Consider the following 17,717-nt stretch of genomic DNA (forward strand, 5'->3'; position numbering starts at 1 on the left):
GAACTACCCGACGCTTTTGCGTTGAAACGGATACAGCAAAAACATTCTAACGCAAATTATCAACCGACTTCGATCTCCAATTGCCTCGCTCGAGTTAACCGCAAGATTATCCATCGTTCGCCGCCGCGACCACCGCCTGTCCCAAAGCCAAGCCGCCGTCGTTCATCGGGTAACGTCGTGGCGATAACACGGTTTTGCCGTGTCGGCGCAATTGCTCGCTGACTGCTTCCAGCAACAAGCGGTTTTGAAACACGCCGCCGCTGAGTACAACGCTATCCGCGCCCGTTTCGCCGCTCAATTGCATTAGCAACTCAACGGTCGCCGCGGCCAGGCTATGGTGGATACGGGCGGCAATGCGGGCTTTGTCGATGCCACTTTGCAGATCGGCCAACACCGCCCGCCAAAGGCCTTGCCCACTCAATACCGTCATGTCGCAGTTGCGCTCCATGGACCAGGCGTCCGGGTAAGGCTGTTCTTGGGCAAACACCGGCGTCGCCAACACCTCCATGGCAATCGCGGCTTGACCTTCGAAATGCACTTGCTCCGGGTGCAGGCCCAAAGCCGCGGCAAAGGCGTCGAACCAGCGCCCGCAGGAACTGCTGAGCGGCGAGTTGAGGTTTTTCGTCAGCATCGTATCCAACGTTGCCAAAGGCTTGCCGGCCAACAACCGCATGATGTCCAAATCCGCGTAGTCACGCTGTAAAATCGGCCAATCGAAATAATGCCGCAGTTGCGCATAAGTATTCCGCCAAGGCTCCCGCATCGCCTGGGCGCCGCCGAGCAAGGCGATAGGCTGGAAATATCCAAGCCGCGTGTAACCACGGTAATCGCCCAATAAGAATTCGCCGCCCCATAATTCGCCATCCTCGCCCATGCCCAAACCGTCGAAGATCGCCGCCAATACCGGCGGCGCGTCCAGATCAACGCCATGTTCGGCCAGACAAGCCGCCAGATGGGCATGGTGATGCTGGACGCGGACTAATTCGATAGATTCAGTGGCAGCCAAGGCCTGGCCGTATTGAGTCGATAGATAGCCGGCGTGCTTATCGACAGCAATCTTTACCGGCCGAAGGTCGTTAAGCTTTTTGTACAAATCAATGGTTTGCCGGTAATTCTGTTGCACGGCGGCGTTTTCTAGATCGCCGATGTGCTGGCTGACCAGCGCTTGGCCGTTTTTCAGCAAACAAACACTGTTTTTCAACTCGGCACCCAGTGCCAGAATATTGCCGGATTCCGCAAACCCCGGAGCCAATACCAAAACCTCCGGACTATAGCCACGTCCCCGGCGCAGCATGCGCATGTTGCCATCCATCAAACGCACTACCGAATCGTCCAGGCGATTAACGATGTCACGGTCGTGCAGCAGCCAATAATCCGCGATGCCCGCTAATTTTTCCCGCGCCTCGGCGTTATCTGTACATTGCGGCTCGTCGGAAATATTGCCCGAAGTCAACACGATGGGCGCCTCCAACTCTTGCATCAGCAAGCTATGCAAGGGCGTGTACGGCAGCATGAACCCCAGCTTGTCGTCGCCCGGCGCAACGCCGCTCGCTAGATATTCGCCTTGCGCTGGTAACAGCACGATAGGCGCGGCGCGGTCCTCCAAGGCTGACAGTTCCAGAGAATTGATAAGCGCATAACGGCTTACCATCGCTGCATCCCGTGCCATCAGCGCAAACGGTTTGGCGTAACGGCGCTTGCGGCGGCGCAGTTCGTCCACCGCATTGGCATTGCTTGCATCGCAAGCCAAATGAAAGCCGCCCAAACCTTTGATGGCGACGATATGGCCTTGACGAATCAGGTCCGCGGTTTGGTGGATGACATCGTTCATCACGCCTGCGTTCATGGTTCCCACGCGCCGCGTGGAAACCCCGTCTTCGACGCTCCGGCGTCCCGAACCGCGCGCCAGTTCCGGCTGCATTCCCACGCCGAACGAGGGACCGATAGCTGCCTCCAACCAGAGCTGCGGCCCGCAAACCGGGCAGCAATTGGCCTGGGCGTGAAAGCGCCGATCAGCCGGGTCGTCGTATTCGTTTTGGCATTCCGGACACATGGCAAATGCCGCCATGCTGGTATGACAGCGGTCGTAAGGCACGCTGTGGACGATGGACAGGCGCGGCCCGCAGTGCGTGCAATTGGTGAACGGGTAGCGGTAGCGGCGGTTGCAGGGATCGGCTATGTCCGCCAAACAATCCGGGCAGGTGGCGGCGTCGGCGGCGATTGCTGTTTCGACGCGGCCGGATTGGCTGGCGACGATACGAAATTCGCTGTCCGCCGCCTCCCCTGCTAAATCATTGATTTCCAAGGCATCCAAACGCGCCAGCGGCGGTAGCTGTTGGGGAATGGCTGCGGCGAAGCGTTCAAGGTCGGCCGCATTGCCATAGACATGAATCATCACGCCTTCGGCGTCGTTCCACACCGATCCCGCCAAACCAAACTCGCGCGCCAGATGCCAAATCGCCGGCCGAAAGCCGACGCCCTGCACCACGCCGCGCGCACGGATGGCCTTGCCGGGCATCAGCAGATGCGCGGCAGTTGTTCGCCAACCGGCCAATCGACGATACGCCGGCCGCCGAAAGCGGTGGTCATTTGCACAAAATGGTGCGGATCGGCGATGACTTGGCCGATGATGGCCGCGTCGCGGCCCAAGGGGTGGTTGCGCATCGCCGCCAGCAAAGTCTCGGCGGCAGCGGCGTCGCAGATGCACACCAGCTTGCCTTCGTTGGCAACATACAAAGGATCGAGACCGAGGATTTCGCAAGCGGCCTTGACCTCGGCCTTAACCGGAATCGCCGCTTCGTCGATGACCATGCCGACGCCGGACTGTCCGGCCAGCTCGTTCAAGGCCGTCGCCAAGCCGCCGCGGGTCGGGTCGCGCAGACAGCGAATCGCCGCCGGCGCTGCGGCCACCATGTCGGCGACCAAACCGTGCAAGGCCGCCGAATCGGAGATGATGCTGGTTTCAAATTGCAGATTCTCCCGGCTGGCCATGATCGCCACGCCGTGGTCGCCGATGCTGCCGCTAAGCAAAATCGCGCAACCGGCCTCGGCGCGGTCGCTGGAAATATTCACCCCGTCCGGCACGATGCCGACGCCGGTGGTGGTAATGAACACCCCATCGCCCTTGCCGCGCTCCACCACCTTGGTGTCGCCGGTGACAATCGGCGTGCCGGCGGCCTTGGCGGCAGCGGCCATGCTGATGACGATGCGTTCCAAGTCCGCCAGCGGCAAGCCCTCTTCCAATATGAACCCGGCGCTTAGATAAAGCGGTTTGGCGCCGGACATCGCCACGTCGTTGACCGTGCCGTGCACCGCCAGCGAGCCGATGTCGCCGCCCGGAAAAAACAGCGGCGAAATCACATGGCCGTCGGTGCTAATCGCCAACCGCCCGGCGGGCACATCGAACAAGGCCTGATCGTTTTGCCGGCGCAGCAAATCGTTATCGAAATGCTTGACGAACAGTTCGGCAATCAATTGCGCCATCGCCCGGCCGCCACCGCCGTGGGTGAGATCGACTTGGCCGGATTTTAGATTGAGTGTATGGGAGTAGGACATGGGTTTGAGTTATTGAAGAGCTGACGGATGGATTGGTTGGGGACAAGGGGCAAATTATGGTTCGCTAGTCGGAACTAGGAGTTCTAGCGCTTAATTGCACTAATTGGTGGCAATTTAAATCCTTTTATAATCATAATGTTATGATTAACTTTTATATCGCTTATTTATGAAATTAAGCACTAGATCGTTTATTCAGTAGGGTAATCATACACAGCGCCATTTTCATAAAGAAAGAGATCAGAAAAATCGAAAAATTCTTTCCCTTTCTCGTCATATAGCCGTACCGTTCCTTCTGCCCGGTACCTGCCATTCTCAAACTCTTTAGGCTCAGAGTTGACTTCTGTTAACGGCCCCATTTGCCCGTAACGCAATGGCCACGCTAGATCTTGCTCCTCACTCGCCAGCTTGCCTCGATCTGTGTAACTTTTCTGCGACATACTCCAGTAAGGAATTGGATGCCCTAAATCTATCTTATAGATATAGATACCTACAAGCTCGGCACGCCTATATTTTTTACGGGCGGGAATATCGAAATATACCGCTCCATCGTTCCCCTTAAATACAACCATTTTTGTAACGCTTGGAAGAGGGTCGCATGCTCCAAAGCAAGTGAGGCACCGAGAGCAGTCCGCTAAACGTAGTAAAGGCAACAATTAAGACTGTATGGCGCAATAACCAACGGGCATTTCGTTGTAATTCCGTTTCTTTCGAATTATTCAAACTCATACCAAAACTCGCTGGGCCGTTGGATGTGCTGAGCGAAAGCGAAGCGCATCAATCGCGAACGATGCGCATCACGTTGTTCGGCACGTCGTACTATTTGGCTAATCCTTGCATCAAGCCTTTGCCTCCGAAGGTCGCGGATGGACAGCATCAAACCGGCTCTGCGTGTAACTTAACACCCAATGCCCGAATAACCTTCAACACCGTGTCGAAGCGCGGTTTTGCACCGGGGGCCAACGCTTTGTACAAACTTTCGCGGCCCAGGCCGGATTTCTTGGCTATCATGGCCATGCCCTTGGCTTTGGCGATGTAGCCCAAGGCTCTGATCAATTCGTCGCTATCGCCGTCTTCCAGCACTTGGTTAAGGTATTCGCTGACCGCTTCGTCGCTATCCAATAGCGTGCTCATGTCGAAGGGCAGTAGTTGTTCACTCATGTTTCAAACCTCTTTAGCCAGTTTAATCGCACGTTGAATATCGGAATGTTGGGTGGATTTATCACCACCGGCCAACAGAATAATCATCATGCCGCCACGTATCGTGTAATAAACGCGGTAACCCGCGCCAAGATCGATGCGCATCTCGGAAACACCCTCGCCCACCGCTTTGGTGTCGCCAAGATTGCCGGCCTGCGCCCGGTCAATACGGCGGTAGATTGCAGTTTTGGCACGCAGGTCTTTTAAAGACGCCAGCCATTTTGCAAACGATTCCGTTTGCTGCACAAAATAATTCATGGGCCAATTGTATCCATTTAGATACTAATCCTCAACCGTCATTCAAGCTTATTTGGAGCACATCAAAAATGGTCCGCCTATGCTAGATGATATACAATTTAAAGCCGTATATTTTCATTGAGGGCTCTATCATGCAAGTCGCCAAATGGGGTAATAGTTTAGCGGTTCGTTTGCCGGCCGCCGTGGTCGAAGCATTACAACTCAAGGAAGGCGACGACGTCGAGATTCAGATTGCCGGCGCACGGCTATTCGAAATCGACAAAAAAGCCAGTAATCTGGAACTGCTGGGCAGGTTACGCAAATTCCGTGGCCGCATGCCGGCGGATTTCAAGTTCGATCGCTTGGAAGCGAATGAAGACCGCTAAAGCATTTTTCGACAGCAACGTGCTGTTGTATTTGCTGTCCGCCGACGATGCCAAGGCGAACCAAGTCGAAACCTTGCTTGTTGACGGCGGCGCGATCAGCGTGCAAGTGTTGAACGAATTTACCTCGGTAGCCACCCGCAAGTTCAAAATGTCTTATCCCGAAGTCAGGGAAGCCCTGCAAATCGTCAAATCGGTCTGCCAAATCCACCCGCTTAGCGTCGCTATTCACGAACGCGGTCTGGACGTCGCCGAATGTTACGGTTTTTCCTGGTACGACAGCCTAATCGTCGCTGCGGCGTTGGTGGCCGAATGCGAGCACTTGTATTCGGAAGACCTGCAGCACGGCCAAGTCCTCGACAATCAATTGCGCATCGTCAATCCGTTTATCGATCTCGCTGTTTAGGCGACGTATTCGGCAAATTTGCCAAGTGTCATCACGATCAGACAAGGCATTAACTTTGTGGCATGACCACACTCGCCATACGCCGCGACACTGCTTATCCCCACTCCAAAACCCTTAAGCGATTGCCTGGAATTTCCGGCTATGGTAGAAAACCCATGCCGATGCCTAAAATCATCAGCACCGTCGGTTTCGGCGCTTGTCCGGGCCATAATCTAAAAATAATAATTAACACGAGGTAACGTTCATGAAAACAAATCTACTCGCTTTATTGACACTGACAGCTGTTGCCATCACGCCTTCACTGGCCAGCGCCGATGCGGCGGCTACTTGCAAGGGCTGCCATAACGGTTCGGTCGCGCCGGCCGTGGATGCCTTGAAAGCTAAATTCAAAACCGCCGACGAGTTGGTCGCCGGCGCCAAAGCGTCGACAAACCCCATGATGAAACCGATGCAAGGCGACGAAGCGAAACTGAAAGCGGCGGCAGCAGAAATCTATAAATAAGCCGCATCACCTCGTCCGCTAATCACGGGCCACCCAAGCGGGCGTTAAAAGACGTCCGCTTTTTCTAGCTTCGCCGCAGCCGCCCATAACTCCAGTAGGCCGCGCAAGCCCCTTCCGACGATACCATGCACGAGCCCATCGGGTTTTCCGGGGTGCAGACGGTACCCAGCAGTTTGCAATCCTGCGGCTTTTTCGCGCCACGTAAGATGGCCGGACACTCGCAACCTTTGACATCGCTGGCTTGGATCGCCGGCATACGGAAGCGCTGTTCGGCATCGAACTCGGCGTATTCGGCTTTTAACTTCAATGCGCTATTGGGGATCAAACCCAAACCGCGCCATTCAAAGTGCGGCCGTAACTCGAATATCTCGGCCATCAAGGCTTGGGCTTTGAGATTGCCTTCGCGCGTCACCGCGCGGCTGTATTCGTTTTCCACTGTATGCTGACCGGCATTGAGTTGGCGGATCAACATCAAGGCCGATTGCATCACGTCCAGCGGCTCGAAACCGGCGATGACGATGGGCTTGGCGTAATCCTGAGCAAAGGCTTCATAGGGTTTGCTGCCGATCACGCTGCTGACGTGCGACGGGCCGAGAAAGGCGTCGATTTGTACCGGCTCCGGCGCATTCAGAATGGCTTGCATCGCCGCTGGGGTTAGTACGTGGTTGCAGAACACGCTGAAATTGCCCAAGCCTTCGGCTTGAGCTTGTTTGATAGCCACCGCCGTCGGCGGCGTGGTGGTTTCGAAACCGATGGCGAAGAACACTACCTGTTTGTCTGGATTATCGCGGGCGATTTTCAAGGCATCCTGGGTCGAATAGATCATGCGAATATCGCCGCCGGCAGCTTTGGCTTTTAACAAGCTGTTCCGCTGCGAAGCGGGTACTCGCATCAGATCGGCATAGGTGCAAAGGATCACATCGTGTTGTTCTACCAGTTGAATCGCATTGTCGATGCGCCCGGTCGGCAACACACACACCGGGCAACCGGGGCCGTGAATGAACTCGACATTGCTCGGCATTAAATCCTGCACGCCGTAACGGAAAATCGCGTGGGTATGGCCGCCGCAGAACTCCATTAACCGGTAATGGCGGTCTGGATTAACGGTTTCGGCAATGACCTGCGCCAATTGCTTTGCTACATCATGCTGACGGAATTCGTCGATGTATTTCATGAGGCGGTTAGACCGGCTTCCGCAAACAAGGCCAAGGTTTTCAGGGCCTCGTCCTCGTCGATCTTGTTCAGCGCGTAACCCACATGCACCAGCACGTAATCACCGACTTTCACATCATCCACCAAAGCCAACGATACTTCGACCTTGACGCCGTCCACGCTGGCGGTTGCCATCTGCGTCGCAAAATCGATATCGGTAATTTGGGCAGGGAGAGCTAGGCACATAAGCTGATTGTTGATGTTGTAGATTAATTCGGCGCTTGCTTTAATATCACTTTTTACATGAGGGCTTCTGGTTGAGACCTTATTACCCAATTCTTTCCATCCAATAATCAGGTTTTCGATGCAAATGCGCTACGGCAATTACGATAACTTTGCCTTCATCAAGACCGTACAAAACACCATACGGAAAACGTTTTATCAGGCAGCGTCTTATCTCATTGCCAATCAACAAGTGTAGGATTTTGGTTACGCGGTAATTCGCCTAATCGCGGCATCGAACTCGTTTAAAAACTGCAGACCTAGATTCTTTTGCTGAATTTCATACCATTCAAAGGCCTGATCGAGCTCGGCTTGCGCGGCTTCGAGAAATTCAACCTTCATTTATATTTCTGCATAACCGCTTCATAACTGACTGTTTTTAGCTTGCCATCTTTATAGCCTTGCCAACGTTTTTGCGCCTCGTCGCGCCAGACAGCATCGATTTCCGGATTCGGCGCATCCAGATCGGCAAGCAACATCTCTGCTAAACGCAATTTCTCCAGTGGCATTAAGTGGCTGATTTGTTGGTAAATTTCTTGACTAGTCGGCATATCCTTTCCTCGAAAATGAAGGTAAACGGTCAGAAAAAATCTTACCGCATAGTGATTTAAGCATACTCAATCCGCTGCAAAGCCATCTCAGCCCGTAGCCAGGTCAGCCAATTTTCCATGCCTTCGCCGGTTTTGGCCGATAGCGACAAGACCTTGATGCGCGGATTAACCTGCTTCGCATACTGAATGCATTGCGCGCCGTCGAAATCCAGATACGGCAGCAAATCGGTTTTGTTGAGGATCATCAAATCGGCGGCATAGAACATATCCGGATATTTGATCGGCTTGTCTTCGCCTTCGGTGACCGACAGGATCACCACTTTATGCGCTTCACCCAAGTCAAAAGCCGATGGACACACCAAATTGCCGACGTTTTCGATAAACAACAGGCTGTGCTCGGGCAAATTCAGACTTTCCAGACCATGCCCGACCCGGTGCGCGTCCAGATGACAGCCCTTGCCGGTATTGATTTGCAGCGCCGGCACGCCAGTAGCGCGGATGCGGTCGGCGTCGCGGGCGGTTTGTTGGTCGCCTTCGATCACCGCGATGCTCAACTCGTCTTTCAAACGCAGAATCGTTTCAGTCAACAGCGTGGTCTTGCCCGAGCCGGGACTGGACACCAAGTTCAAAGCCAGCATGCCGCGTTCGCTGAAATAGCGGCGGTTTTCGTCGGCATAACGATTGTTCTTGGCCAGAATATCCTGCTCAATCTGCACCATCCGCGCCTGAGTCAGACCCGGCGCATGCGAGTGTTCTACAGTATGTTCATGATGATGGTGATGACCATGCTCATGACTGTGGTGGTGATCATGAGCATGTTCGTGCTCATGTGATTCGTCGTGCGAGTGGGTATGGCCCTCGCCGCAGCCGCATACGCCGCACATTACTCTACCTCCAGTTCTTTAATTCGCATTTGATCGCCATCGACGATCTGTAATTGATGACTGCCGCAGTGCGGGCATTCGTCGTATAACTGTCTCACCAACACCTCACAACCGCAGGGCATGCACCACGCCACACCCGGCACGTCGATAATTTCCAAGCGGGCCTGGTCGGCCAGGGAGCCTTGCATCACCACTTCAAAACTAAACTGCATCGCCTCCGGCTCCACTCCCGACAAGGCGCCAATCTCCAACCACACGGTTTTGACCTTGGCAAATTGCTGGGCCTTGGCCTGCTGTTCGATAATCTGTAACACGCTCTCGCAGAGCGACATTTCGTGCATGATGATTGCTCGGTAAATATCAGCCGTAGGGTACGCACCGCGTACCTTTCAAGCTTTCGATGGTACGCGGTGCGAACCCTACTGTTTTTGCAATGTCACCCGATAGGCCACGCAAGGGTCCACCGCCTGAATTAACCACTCCGCCTGTCGCCGCAAGTCATCGGCATCGGTCGCCTGCAAAGCCTTTAAACCTTGGCTAAGCACGCCGCAGGGATGAAAATTCCATTCGGTCGGCGCGACAATGCGGTAATCGTACACCCGGCCTTGACGTAAGGCCAGACGATGAATCAGCAAGCCGCGCGCCGCCGGCACTTGCGCCAAGCCGACACCATCAGCGCCATACACTTGCAGCGACTCAAACGAAGGCGCCAGTCCCTGCGGTATTGCAGCCACTTCCAGTAACACCGCCACAAATCGCGGCAACAAACCATTGCCGTAACGGCTACACAAATCCGCAAGTAAGGGCGAGGTTTGCTGACGACTCAACGGCGTCGACTCAAAACAACAGCCCTGCCACTGCGGCAAGCGGCAGAATGCCGAGTAATAGCCGTTTTGCATATATCTGTTCAACTCGGCTGGATCCAATGCCGGCAAACCCGCCACAGGGTTGTTCCCCAGCGCCGGCCAATCGCGTTGACATACGGCATTCAATAGTTGCGCTGCCAATCCTGTATTTTCATCCAACCAGTCGCGCAAATGCGCTTCGTCCGAAATCGCCAGAAACCCGTTGCGGCCGCCCGCAAAAATCGCTTGATCGATTAAGCTGGTCAATTCATCAAGCAAAGTCTGCAAAAACGCTCCGTCGATCTGCAAATGGCTGTTCAGCCTGAAGCCCTCGCCGTCGCTAAACAGGCACGATTTAAACTGCCTATCCAACTTCAACAAACCGGCAACGGCGGCTTTATTCGCTGTCCGGCCCAACAAAACCGGCCAATCCAATACTATGCGCCAGGCATGTTCACGCACGGTTTCCAGTTGCAGCAAACACTGCCGAGCGGCATCGGCCTCCGGCTCGGCAGCCAATCCCAGCGCGGCGCGGCAAGCCAATAAGGCGGCAAAAGCTTGGGCAGTGCCGCACAAGGAAAACAGCAGCGGCACGGTGGTCAGCACCTGCTCCGGTGTTTTGCCGACCAACACCCGCGCCGCTTCGGGCCGGGTCGAGCCTATCTTCACCGCTTCGACCTTGCCGGCGCGATGTGTCAGCTCGATAGTAATCTCGCCCGCCGGCGTCACTTACGGTCTTACCAGATTGCCGCGTAACAAATCGCGGCGGCTGATCGCTCGTGGCGCGGGAGCGGCTAGCAAAGCTTGAAAAGCACTTTCCGCCGCAGCCACAGCCGCCGCCTGATCGGCAAATTGAAACATCGGCGAAAATAGCGAACATTGCGCGTAGCGCCCCAATTGCCCTTCGTCAGCGACGACAAACTCGAAACTGCCGTACGGAAAAGCCTGGTCAAACTTGCTTCCTGGCGCTTGCGTCGGCCATTGGCTATCCGCGCTTGGCAGCAGTAACAGATTCATAAACCAAGGTGTAATCAATATGCCCACCCAATCGGCGTTGTAGCGGTTAAACCCTAGAGCGCGCACCGCTAATGCCGAATTCAGCACCGGCATGTCGCGCATCCGTTGGGCCAGGATGTCGTTAAACACAGCTTCCAGCGTTTGCCGAATCTGCTCACCGTCCCGCCAGTGCATACTTAGTCGTCCAGCACCAAAAAGCCTTGTTTGGACGCGCCGCATTGCGGGCAACTCCAATGCTCAGGTAAATCGGAAAAGGCGGTACCGGGCGGCACTTGCCAGACGGCGTCTCCGTCGGCCGGATCATAGACATGCCAGCAAATCTTACACTCCAGCTTGGCCTCAGCCGGCAAGCGCGAGGCATCGCCGCCGTAAGCCCCGGCGAAGAAGCCTTCGCTCACAAATACACCTGCAAAATTTCCTGCAACCGCTGGTAGCTGTCGGCAATGTCTTCCGCCGACGCACAGGCCACATTCGGCACATCGCTGACTTCCAGGGTATTGAGGATCAGCGTGTCCTGCGAATTAAAATAACGCACCCACCAAACATTGCGGGTGGCGGTAGCGTCGATCCGGCAATTGCCGTAACCGCGCGACAAAATGGTCACCGCGCCCTTGCCCAAACGTTGCTCCAGAAAAGCCAAATCCTGCTCGGTTTGCGGCAGCAAACTCAGGTTGATGATATGCGCTTCGGTGCCGGGTTGATACTCGGCGATCTTGGCATTCAACTCCGCCAACAACGGCGGTGCGTTCATCACGCCCTCAGGCAACGCGCTCATGTCGGTATCGATATGTTTGGCGGCGTCGGCGAATGCGGTTTGCAAGATGTCTTGCGGGATGATGCCGACCTCCAAGGTGTCAGTAACGATCTGTTTTTGCCCATCCAGCCGCTGCGAACGCCAGACGCCGGCCAACACCGATTCTTGAATCCTAAGGGTTTGCGCGCCTTTACACAGCATGCTGACTTCGCCTTCGCCGAGCAGTTCGTCGACGAACTGGCGATTGGTTTGGTCCAGGCTTATCAAATCTATGGTTTGGCTGGTTGCTGGATACTTTGCCAAATTCTGTTCGAGCTGCTGTAACACGGTTTTGGCCTGCTCTAGATCCGCCGCGTTCAAATCCACCGAAATCGTCGGCATCCGGTAGGTGGCCATTTCTTCCGGCATTGCCAGATAGTCGAGTTCGACGCCGTCTTCCTCGGCGGGTTGGCTGCCTTGGCCGAAAATAGGGAGAGTTATTGAGGTCATATTTTGGCCATCGTTTCGAGTTGTCTATTGAATTTACGGGTGTGTGTTTATTTGGTGTCGCTATCGCGGGGATGTTTTTAGATGTCGGTTCTCGGACCGACAGCCGAGTGACTTTTCTTTGCTTGGCCAAAGAAAAGTCACCAAAAGAAAGGCCACCCGGTATTCCGCCTTAATCCTGCGCTTTTACGAAAACCATCCATGGTTTTCGCCCTCCGGGCCAGCCTATCGGCTGTTCAAATTTGCTCCAGGCAAATTTGTCGCTTTTGGCGAGGGTTTTCGGAAGGGCCATCCCTGGCCCTCCGAAAACGAGCGGCATCCCTGCCGCTCCCCTATCGGGCTAATCTCGCCAAAAGCTGCGATGCTCGGGGCGGAATAACGGGACCAAAACCTTCCCGAAATTTAAAACCAATCTCGAAAAATGTAGGGTGGGCACATGATTTTCGTGCCCACGCGGAAAAATAAGCCTAGCAAAATATTTGATATGCAAATATTGGGGTAGTCGATAATAGGTTATATTGCTAGCCCTATCAATCTTGATCAATACTTCGAAGTAATAACTGCCCTAGGTTTGTAATATCGTAACCACTGGCTTTAATCATTCCAGTTTTGTCATCGAACTCTGGGAGTTCTCCTCTTTTAGGTTTCCTGAATAGGGGTTTAATTAGCCCTAAATTCTTTAAGTGGATGTTATGGCTTTTATATATTGTTTCTTTGTCCAATTCTTCTTGAGGAGACCCTAAGTAAGCAATTGGAGGAATAAGAGTTTTCTTGTGTTTTTCCCAGTAATCAGCGCCCTCAGGTAGTGAAGGGTGCAACAAATGCGACTTCAGAATTATGACCTCAATATCATTTATTTCTCCTAAAATAGATAGAAGTCTTTTATATTCTAAATGTTTTAACGTCATGTCTGTTAATCCATTTTTTAATAATGACGCTATATATTCCTTTCTTTCTTCTGAAATTGCTCTGGATGCTTGTATGAATCCATCTTCAATTAAGTCGATTGATTCTGGGGTAGTGATTAATTTTTCCAGGGTTTCATTATTGTGATTTTCAAGTTTTGCTGCCAGTAACTTCAACAATTTCTCAATTCTTTCTATTCGTTGATTAGGAATTAAGACTCCGATAATCTCAGCCACTATTGGCCCAAGAACTGGAATCATTCCAATCGTACCCTTTGTTAGTGCTGTTAAAACTTCGCTTTTTTCTATAGTCATTTTTTTAACATGTTATTTGAAGTAATTCTATAAAAAAGACTTCGTCTTACGCTTGGGTTGCGCTGGTCCATAGACTGAGCAGAATAATATGAAACCCAGCGATTTAGACCAAAGCTGGGTTTACACTGTCGTTCCAACCCAGCCCACCAAAAACCTTTGCTACACACAATAACCGCTGGAGCGGGCTGTTCCCGTTATTCCGCCCCGAGCATCGCAGTTTTTGGCGAGAATGGCCCGCAGGGGAGCGGCAGGGATGCCGCTCGTTTTCGGAGGGGCTGGGAAGCCCCTTCCGAAAACCATCGCCAAAAGCGAGAAGCACAGGAAATCGGCGGAATTCCGGGTGGCCTTTCTTTTGGTGACTTTTGTTTGGCCAAGCAAAGAAAAGTTACTCGGCTGTCGGGCCTAGACCCGACTTTAAAATAACCCGTCGCGACAGCGACACGTTTAATCAACAAGATTGTCGGGGAGTCGCTATTTTTACCGAAAGATTTTTTCGAGCTTCCCAGCAGGAAAAAATCGGCAAAAACGACGCGACCGCTTATGCCTGCGGCGCCCCGATTCGTCCGCGTCACCTCGTTCCGACCCAACAAGGGGTCGAAACATAGGCTCTCGCATGACTTAACGCCGCGTCGCGATGCCTTGCAGGTTTTCTCCGCTTCGCTGCGAAAACCTGCAAGGCGCTACGGCTATCGGGGACTAAAAATCTTCACTTCGCTAACGCTCCGTTTCCAAGATTTTCAGCGGACGCTAGAGCTTCCAAGGCAATCGTTCCCAACCTGGAGGTTGTGAACCAGAAAGTCCATCAAGCATCAAATTTAATCTTCCCATTCGCATACTGATGTATCAACGAACTAATCAAAACCTGATACGGCAAACCCTGACTAACCGACTGCGCCTTCAACCGTTCGAGATCGCTTTCCAACAACCGAATGCTGACCGTTTTCTTTTTGCCTATTTGGTCGCGAGCGATTTGGCTATAGCGGCTTTTTTCGCCATCCAAGTTTTCGACACTGACAGCCGCGCCGCCTTCGACATAATCGACAACCTCTTGTTCTTCAACCGATAGTTCAGTCGCCATGATGAGCCTCTTTAAAATATTGCTTGTGATATTTACGGCTTGGAATGATATTTTTCAGAAATATCGTTTCGTTGTCTTCCACGAAGGGCACGTAATAGATGTAATCTCTGATACGAACGATAAAAATCTTCTGATGCGGATATTTGTCAACATTATGGTGCGGCAATACATCAAGCAATCTTTCTTCACCAATCGCCACTAAGACATCCTCGAAACAGACGCCACGAGTATTTTTGAGCAGTTGGTTCTTATGCTCGTCCCAGTCAAAACGCATATTTAGCTCATCGAGTTATTTGCAAAAAAACGAGCAATGTTAAAAAGAACGCCATTCGTCCAGAGGCAAGCCTTCTTGTTCAATCGTTTTGTTGTGGGCAGAGGTAAAGTCAGCCAGTCGACGCGCCGACTCCTCTCCCCACAACCGCTCGAACTCCGACTCGGAAATTTCCTCGAGGCTCAATAGCAGGCGTTGCGCCAAAGCCGCCCGGTCTTGAAGCGGTAAGGCCAAAATTTCGGCTTCCAGCTGCGTGAGATTCATATCAGCGCCCCCCATTAAACAGAAAACTCATTCACACCATTACAGGCACGACGGCGATAGTATACGTCCAACCTCATTTCTGCCGCGATAGCGACACCAAATTGTTAAAGAGCCGGTGAGATTGCCCTCACCCTAGCCCTCTCCCGCAGGGAGAGGGAATTAGACCGCTAAGTTATTTAAAGCCTGCGAACACCAACAGCAAACACCGTAAAAAACTAATTACGCGTGTCCAACCCCACAAACCTTCCCAAGATCAAACCCCGGCGGCTGCCCCGGCTCCGCAGCTAAAATCCGTGCAAACTCCTGCCCGTATTCCGCCCAATCCTTGATCCCGGTGATCACGCCCGAATACTCGCCGCCGCGCAAAAACACCAAGGACGGCCAACTGGTAAACCGAAACCTAGCCTGCAACTCGCGTTCGATGGATTTGTCGATCAGTGCGCCATGCAAGCGCCCGGCAAAAGCTTTTAACAACTCCGGCAAAATCACTGCCACATCGTGACTTTCCGGAAACATCATGGGATCATTGGCAAAGAACAGCACGACCGTGTCATGCCCATGCACGAATAAATCGTAAGCGTCGGCATCCAGCAACGGCAAGCCATGGCGGGTTTGCAGTTGCTCCAGCAAGGGCGTGCTCATGTTCTTAAAAACTCCGGCAGTTCGGGTTCGCGGTCGACCAGATCGGCGAATAAATGATCGAAGTTGGTTTCACCTTGCATGGCTAAACGCATGGCTTCTAAGGCATCGGCGATTTGCGCGGCGCGCTCTGCGGAGATGACTTCCCGGGCAGCATCCAGAAACACCAGCAACCAAGTGCCGGCGACTTGTTCGCCCACCAACATCATGTCGATCAGCGTGGTTTGGCCGCGATACTCACACAGCGCGGAATCGCCGCGCGGTTCAATGACTTGCATGGGAATACCGATGCACATCAGTATTTGCCCCGGTAATCGACATCGACTTGCAGGCTAGGCAGGTCGGAAGCGGGAGGCGGTTTCACTTCGAAGGCGGCGGATAACACGATACGTTCGTCACCCAACCGGCAGGCTTGTTCGGGCGACGGCCGTTCTTGTTCGTAGCGTTGGATATTCAAGATCGGATCGGCCAATACTTGCGGCGTGTCCACACATTCAGCAACGACACCGAACCTTTGCAGATAAGACAGAGCCATGTCAATCGCCGGTTGAATTTGCGCTTTGACGGCGGGCCGCAGGCTGCCGCCGTAGTCTTCCAACTCTTCCGGCTGCACGCCAATCAGCAGTAAATGCTGGGGATGTTGACCGAGCATTTGCGCCAGGGCCAATACTTCCTGAAAGCCGGTTTGGTGCAGGCTCATTTTCTTCGCGCCCAGGAAATTCGGCACCTCGTCATTTTCAACGCGCTTCATGGTGGCCGGCGGCAAGCCGTAATCCACCGCGTCGAACACCACCAACACGTCCGCCGCTTGCACATGTTCGATCAAATACACGCCCTGCGTACCACCATCCACCACTTGCACGTTATCCGGGAAACGATAGTGCTTTTGCAGATGCTCGATGACACGCACGCCAAAGCCTTCGTCGGCCCAAAGCAGGTTGCCGATGCCGAGCAACAGGATGTTGGCTGGACTACTTGCCATGGCTCGCTCAGGCAAGCGTAGGGTGGGCACAATTAAGTGCCCATTGTTCTGTTCCGCGTGGGCACCAAAACCGTGCCCACCCTACGCATTTAATGGGCATCGTCCACCGGTTTGTCGTCTTTAAAAGTGCGCCAGCCGCTAACAATCGTCGACAGCATGCTCTGCCCGGACAATTTGTCTTCACGCACCGCGACATAAACATGAATCAGCACGAAGCAGACGATGAACCACATCACCAGATGATGCCAGGTGTGCACGGTTTGACTGTCGCCGAACAACGGCAACAGCCAACTGCTGAACAGCGTGTATTGCCAACTACCCTGCCCCTCGCCTTCGCCGTACAAGGCAAAGCCGGTGAAGATCATGAACAGAGAGCCCCATACCAACACAAAATGCATTGCCAAAATCGCCAGCGGGTTGTGACCGATGTAGTGACGCGGCGCTTTGGCGATAAAGGCGTACCAAAGCACTTCCTGCAGGACGCCATCCCAAAAATGCACTTGCAGCAAAGGTGGAAAAAAGATTTGCCGGGCGTGTTCGTTGCCGGCATAGGCCCAGTACAAACGCCCCAACAAACCGATCACCAATACATAACCGGCGGCAAAATGCGCGAAGCGGATATAGCCCATCAGAAAATGTTCGCTGGCTTCACCGACTGGGGACGGTAACGGCGATGCAATCAGATAGCCGCTAACCGCCAGCACGCTAATCGCCAAAGCATTAACCGCATGCCAGAGTCGAACCGGCAGTTCGTAAACGTAAACCGGAGCGAGTGGTGCGCTCATTGCGGTCTCCGGCCCGATGCTTTGCTGCGAAGCCAAAGGCTACGCAGCAGTGCTGCCGCCGCTATCGATAAAACTGCTGTAAACAGATGCGGCAGCCAGGCCGAGTAAGCGGTCAGCATATGTTCCAGGCTGTGCGTCAAGGCATCGATGCCGGGGTGGCTGTGGGCTTCGGCTTGGCCGAAAACCAGTAACAAGGCGATGGATGGCAATATTTTGTTCATAAGCTC

The 17,717-nt window shown here is 53.5% G+C and carries 27 protein-coding genes; 3 read left to right on the forward strand and 24 right to left on the reverse strand.

Annotation, left to right across the window (positions count from 1 at the left end; all coding sequences use genetic code 11):
* Positions 1 to 106: 106 nt before the first annotated feature.
* From hypF to ACMXD4_RS19640, 5 genes are all read right to left on the reverse strand, one after another.
* Positions 107 to 2,518, reverse strand: coding sequence for a carbamoyltransferase HypF (hypF, locus tag ACMXD4_RS19620; RefSeq protein WP_415880848.1), 2,412 nt, complete (start codon positions 2,516 to 2,518; stop codon positions 107 to 109).
* A complete protein-coding gene (hypE, locus tag ACMXD4_RS19625; RefSeq protein WP_415879141.1) occupies positions 2,518 to 3,555 on the reverse strand; it encodes a hydrogenase expression/formation protein HypE in 1,038 nt (345 codons plus the stop codon). Before hypE ends, hypF begins: the two co-directional genes overlap by 1 nt.
* A 188-nt stretch (positions 3,556 to 3,743) precedes the next feature.
* Entirely contained in the window at positions 3,744 to 4,124 is a 381-nt protein-coding gene (locus tag ACMXD4_RS19630) for a hypothetical protein (RefSeq protein WP_101054267.1), read from the reverse strand.
* A gap of 304 nt (positions 4,125 to 4,428) precedes the next feature.
* Complete coding sequence (locus ACMXD4_RS19635) at positions 4,429 to 4,713, reverse strand: addiction module antidote protein (RefSeq protein ID WP_415879142.1); 285 nt, start codon at positions 4,711 to 4,713, stop codon at positions 4,429 to 4,431.
* A gap of 3 nt (positions 4,714 to 4,716) precedes the next feature.
* Positions 4,717 to 5,010, reverse strand: coding sequence for a type II toxin-antitoxin system RelE/ParE family toxin (locus ACMXD4_RS19640; protein WP_415879143.1), 294 nt, complete (start codon positions 5,008 to 5,010; stop codon positions 4,717 to 4,719).
* Between the two features lie 131 nt (positions 5,011 to 5,141).
* On the opposite strand from ACMXD4_RS19640, the gene ACMXD4_RS19645 reads away from it, so the two are divergent.
* The 3 genes from ACMXD4_RS19645 to ACMXD4_RS19655 all read left to right on the forward strand — a co-directional run bounded on the left by ACMXD4_RS19645 (position 5,142) and on the right by ACMXD4_RS19655 (position 6,280).
* Complete coding sequence (locus ACMXD4_RS19645; RefSeq protein ID WP_171697526.1) at positions 5,142 to 5,375, forward strand: AbrB/MazE/SpoVT family DNA-binding domain-containing protein; 234 nt, start codon at positions 5,142 to 5,144, stop codon at positions 5,373 to 5,375.
* The gene (locus tag ACMXD4_RS19650; RefSeq protein WP_171697525.1) at positions 5,362 to 5,778 is read left to right on the forward strand and encodes a PIN domain-containing protein; all 417 of its coding nucleotides are present in this window, start codon (positions 5,362 to 5,364) and stop codon (positions 5,776 to 5,778) included. The genes ACMXD4_RS19645 and ACMXD4_RS19650 overlap by 14 nt, the downstream gene beginning before the upstream one ends.
* A 244-nt stretch (positions 5,779 to 6,022) precedes the next feature.
* Positions 6,023 to 6,280, forward strand: a complete 258-nt coding sequence (locus ACMXD4_RS19655) for a hypothetical protein (RefSeq protein WP_415879144.1) — start codon at positions 6,023 to 6,025, stop codon at positions 6,278 to 6,280.
* A gap of 64 nt (positions 6,281 to 6,344) precedes the next feature.
* Here ACMXD4_RS19655 and hypD read toward each other — a convergent pair whose 3' ends face one another.
* From hypD to ACMXD4_RS19750, 19 genes are all read right to left on the reverse strand, one after another.
* Complete coding sequence (gene hypD / locus ACMXD4_RS19660) at positions 6,345 to 7,454, reverse strand: hydrogenase formation protein HypD (RefSeq protein WP_171697523.1); 1,110 nt, start codon at positions 7,452 to 7,454, stop codon at positions 6,345 to 6,347.
* The gene (locus ACMXD4_RS19665; RefSeq protein WP_020483413.1) at positions 7,451 to 7,678 is read right to left on the reverse strand and encodes a HypC/HybG/HupF family hydrogenase formation chaperone; all 228 of its coding nucleotides are present in this window, start codon (positions 7,676 to 7,678) and stop codon (positions 7,451 to 7,453) included. Before ACMXD4_RS19665 ends, hypD begins: the two co-directional genes overlap by 4 nt.
* Positions 7,679 to 7,921: 243 nt before the next feature.
* Positions 7,922 to 8,056: a hypothetical protein gene (locus tag ACMXD4_RS19670; RefSeq protein ID WP_301539358.1), complete on the reverse strand. Its 135-nt coding sequence runs from the start codon at positions 8,054 to 8,056 to the stop codon at positions 7,922 to 7,924.
* On the reverse strand, positions 8,053 to 8,265 hold the full coding sequence (locus ACMXD4_RS19675) for an addiction module protein (protein WP_171697522.1): 213 nt from the start codon (positions 8,263 to 8,265) through the stop codon (positions 8,053 to 8,055). The genes ACMXD4_RS19670 and ACMXD4_RS19675 overlap by 4 nt, the downstream gene beginning before the upstream one ends.
* A gap of 56 nt (positions 8,266 to 8,321) precedes the next feature.
* A complete protein-coding gene (gene hypB, locus ACMXD4_RS19680) occupies positions 8,322 to 9,149 on the reverse strand; it encodes a hydrogenase nickel incorporation protein HypB (RefSeq protein WP_415879145.1) in 828 nt (275 codons plus the stop codon).
* Positions 9,149 to 9,490, reverse strand: a complete 342-nt coding sequence (gene hypA / locus ACMXD4_RS19685) for a hydrogenase maturation nickel metallochaperone HypA (protein WP_020483415.1) — start codon at positions 9,488 to 9,490, stop codon at positions 9,149 to 9,151. Before hypA ends, hypB begins: the two co-directional genes overlap by 1 nt.
* Before the next feature lie 78 nt (positions 9,491 to 9,568).
* Positions 9,569 to 10,723, reverse strand: coding sequence for a nickel-dependent hydrogenase large subunit (locus ACMXD4_RS19690; RefSeq protein ID WP_415879146.1), 1,155 nt, complete (start codon positions 10,721 to 10,723; stop codon positions 9,569 to 9,571).
* The gene (gene hybE / locus ACMXD4_RS19695; protein ID WP_415879147.1) at positions 10,724 to 11,185 is read right to left on the reverse strand and encodes a [NiFe]-hydrogenase assembly chaperone HybE; all 462 of its coding nucleotides are present in this window, start codon (positions 11,183 to 11,185) and stop codon (positions 10,724 to 10,726) included.
* A 2-nt stretch (positions 11,186 to 11,187) separates the two neighbouring features.
* Positions 11,188 to 11,409: a rubredoxin gene (locus ACMXD4_RS19700; RefSeq protein WP_415879148.1), complete on the reverse strand. Its 222-nt coding sequence runs from the start codon at positions 11,407 to 11,409 to the stop codon at positions 11,188 to 11,190.
* Complete coding sequence (locus tag ACMXD4_RS19705) at positions 11,406 to 12,254, reverse strand: hydrogenase expression/formation protein (RefSeq protein ID WP_415879149.1); 849 nt, start codon at positions 12,252 to 12,254, stop codon at positions 11,406 to 11,408. The genes ACMXD4_RS19700 and ACMXD4_RS19705 overlap by 4 nt, the downstream gene beginning before the upstream one ends.
* Before the next feature lie 527 nt (positions 12,255 to 12,781).
* A complete protein-coding gene (locus ACMXD4_RS19710) occupies positions 12,782 to 13,471 on the reverse strand; it encodes a hypothetical protein (protein WP_415879150.1) in 690 nt (229 codons plus the stop codon).
* 802 nt (positions 13,472 to 14,273) lie between these two features.
* Positions 14,274 to 14,549: a hypothetical protein gene (locus ACMXD4_RS19715; protein ID WP_415879151.1), complete on the reverse strand. Its 276-nt coding sequence runs from the start codon at positions 14,547 to 14,549 to the stop codon at positions 14,274 to 14,276.
* Positions 14,539 to 14,823, reverse strand: a complete 285-nt coding sequence (locus ACMXD4_RS19720) for a toxin (protein WP_415879152.1) — start codon at positions 14,821 to 14,823, stop codon at positions 14,539 to 14,541. The genes ACMXD4_RS19715 and ACMXD4_RS19720 overlap by 11 nt, the downstream gene beginning before the upstream one ends.
* Positions 14,824 to 14,862: 39 nt before the next feature.
* Positions 14,863 to 15,084, reverse strand: a complete 222-nt coding sequence (locus ACMXD4_RS19725) for an addiction module protein (protein WP_415879153.1) — start codon at positions 15,082 to 15,084, stop codon at positions 14,863 to 14,865.
* 219 nt (positions 15,085 to 15,303) lie between these two features.
* Entirely contained in the window at positions 15,304 to 15,726 is a 423-nt protein-coding gene (locus tag ACMXD4_RS19730; protein WP_415879154.1) for a hydrogenase, read from the reverse strand.
* A complete protein-coding gene (locus ACMXD4_RS19735) occupies positions 15,723 to 16,019 on the reverse strand; it encodes a HypC/HybG/HupF family hydrogenase formation chaperone (RefSeq protein ID WP_033157846.1) in 297 nt (98 codons plus the stop codon). The genes ACMXD4_RS19730 and ACMXD4_RS19735 overlap by 4 nt, the downstream gene beginning before the upstream one ends.
* On the reverse strand, positions 16,019 to 16,705 hold the full coding sequence (locus ACMXD4_RS19740) for a HyaD/HybD family hydrogenase maturation endopeptidase (protein WP_171697511.1): 687 nt from the start codon (positions 16,703 to 16,705) through the stop codon (positions 16,019 to 16,021). Before ACMXD4_RS19740 ends, ACMXD4_RS19735 begins: the two co-directional genes overlap by 1 nt.
* A gap of 89 nt (positions 16,706 to 16,794) precedes the next feature.
* The gene (gene cybH, locus ACMXD4_RS19745; RefSeq protein WP_171697510.1) at positions 16,795 to 17,490 is read right to left on the reverse strand and encodes a Ni/Fe-hydrogenase, b-type cytochrome subunit; all 696 of its coding nucleotides are present in this window, start codon (positions 17,488 to 17,490) and stop codon (positions 16,795 to 16,797) included.
* On the reverse strand, positions 17,487 to 17,711 hold the full coding sequence (locus ACMXD4_RS19750) for a hypothetical protein (protein ID WP_171697509.1): 225 nt from the start codon (positions 17,709 to 17,711) through the stop codon (positions 17,487 to 17,489). The genes cybH and ACMXD4_RS19750 overlap by 4 nt, the downstream gene beginning before the upstream one ends.
* Between the last annotated feature and the right edge of the window lie 6 nt (positions 17,712 to 17,717).

Source organism: Methylomonas sp. TEB (assembly GCF_047777895.1).
Classification (GTDB): Bacteria; Pseudomonadota; Gammaproteobacteria; order Methylococcales; family Methylomonadaceae; genus Methylomonas.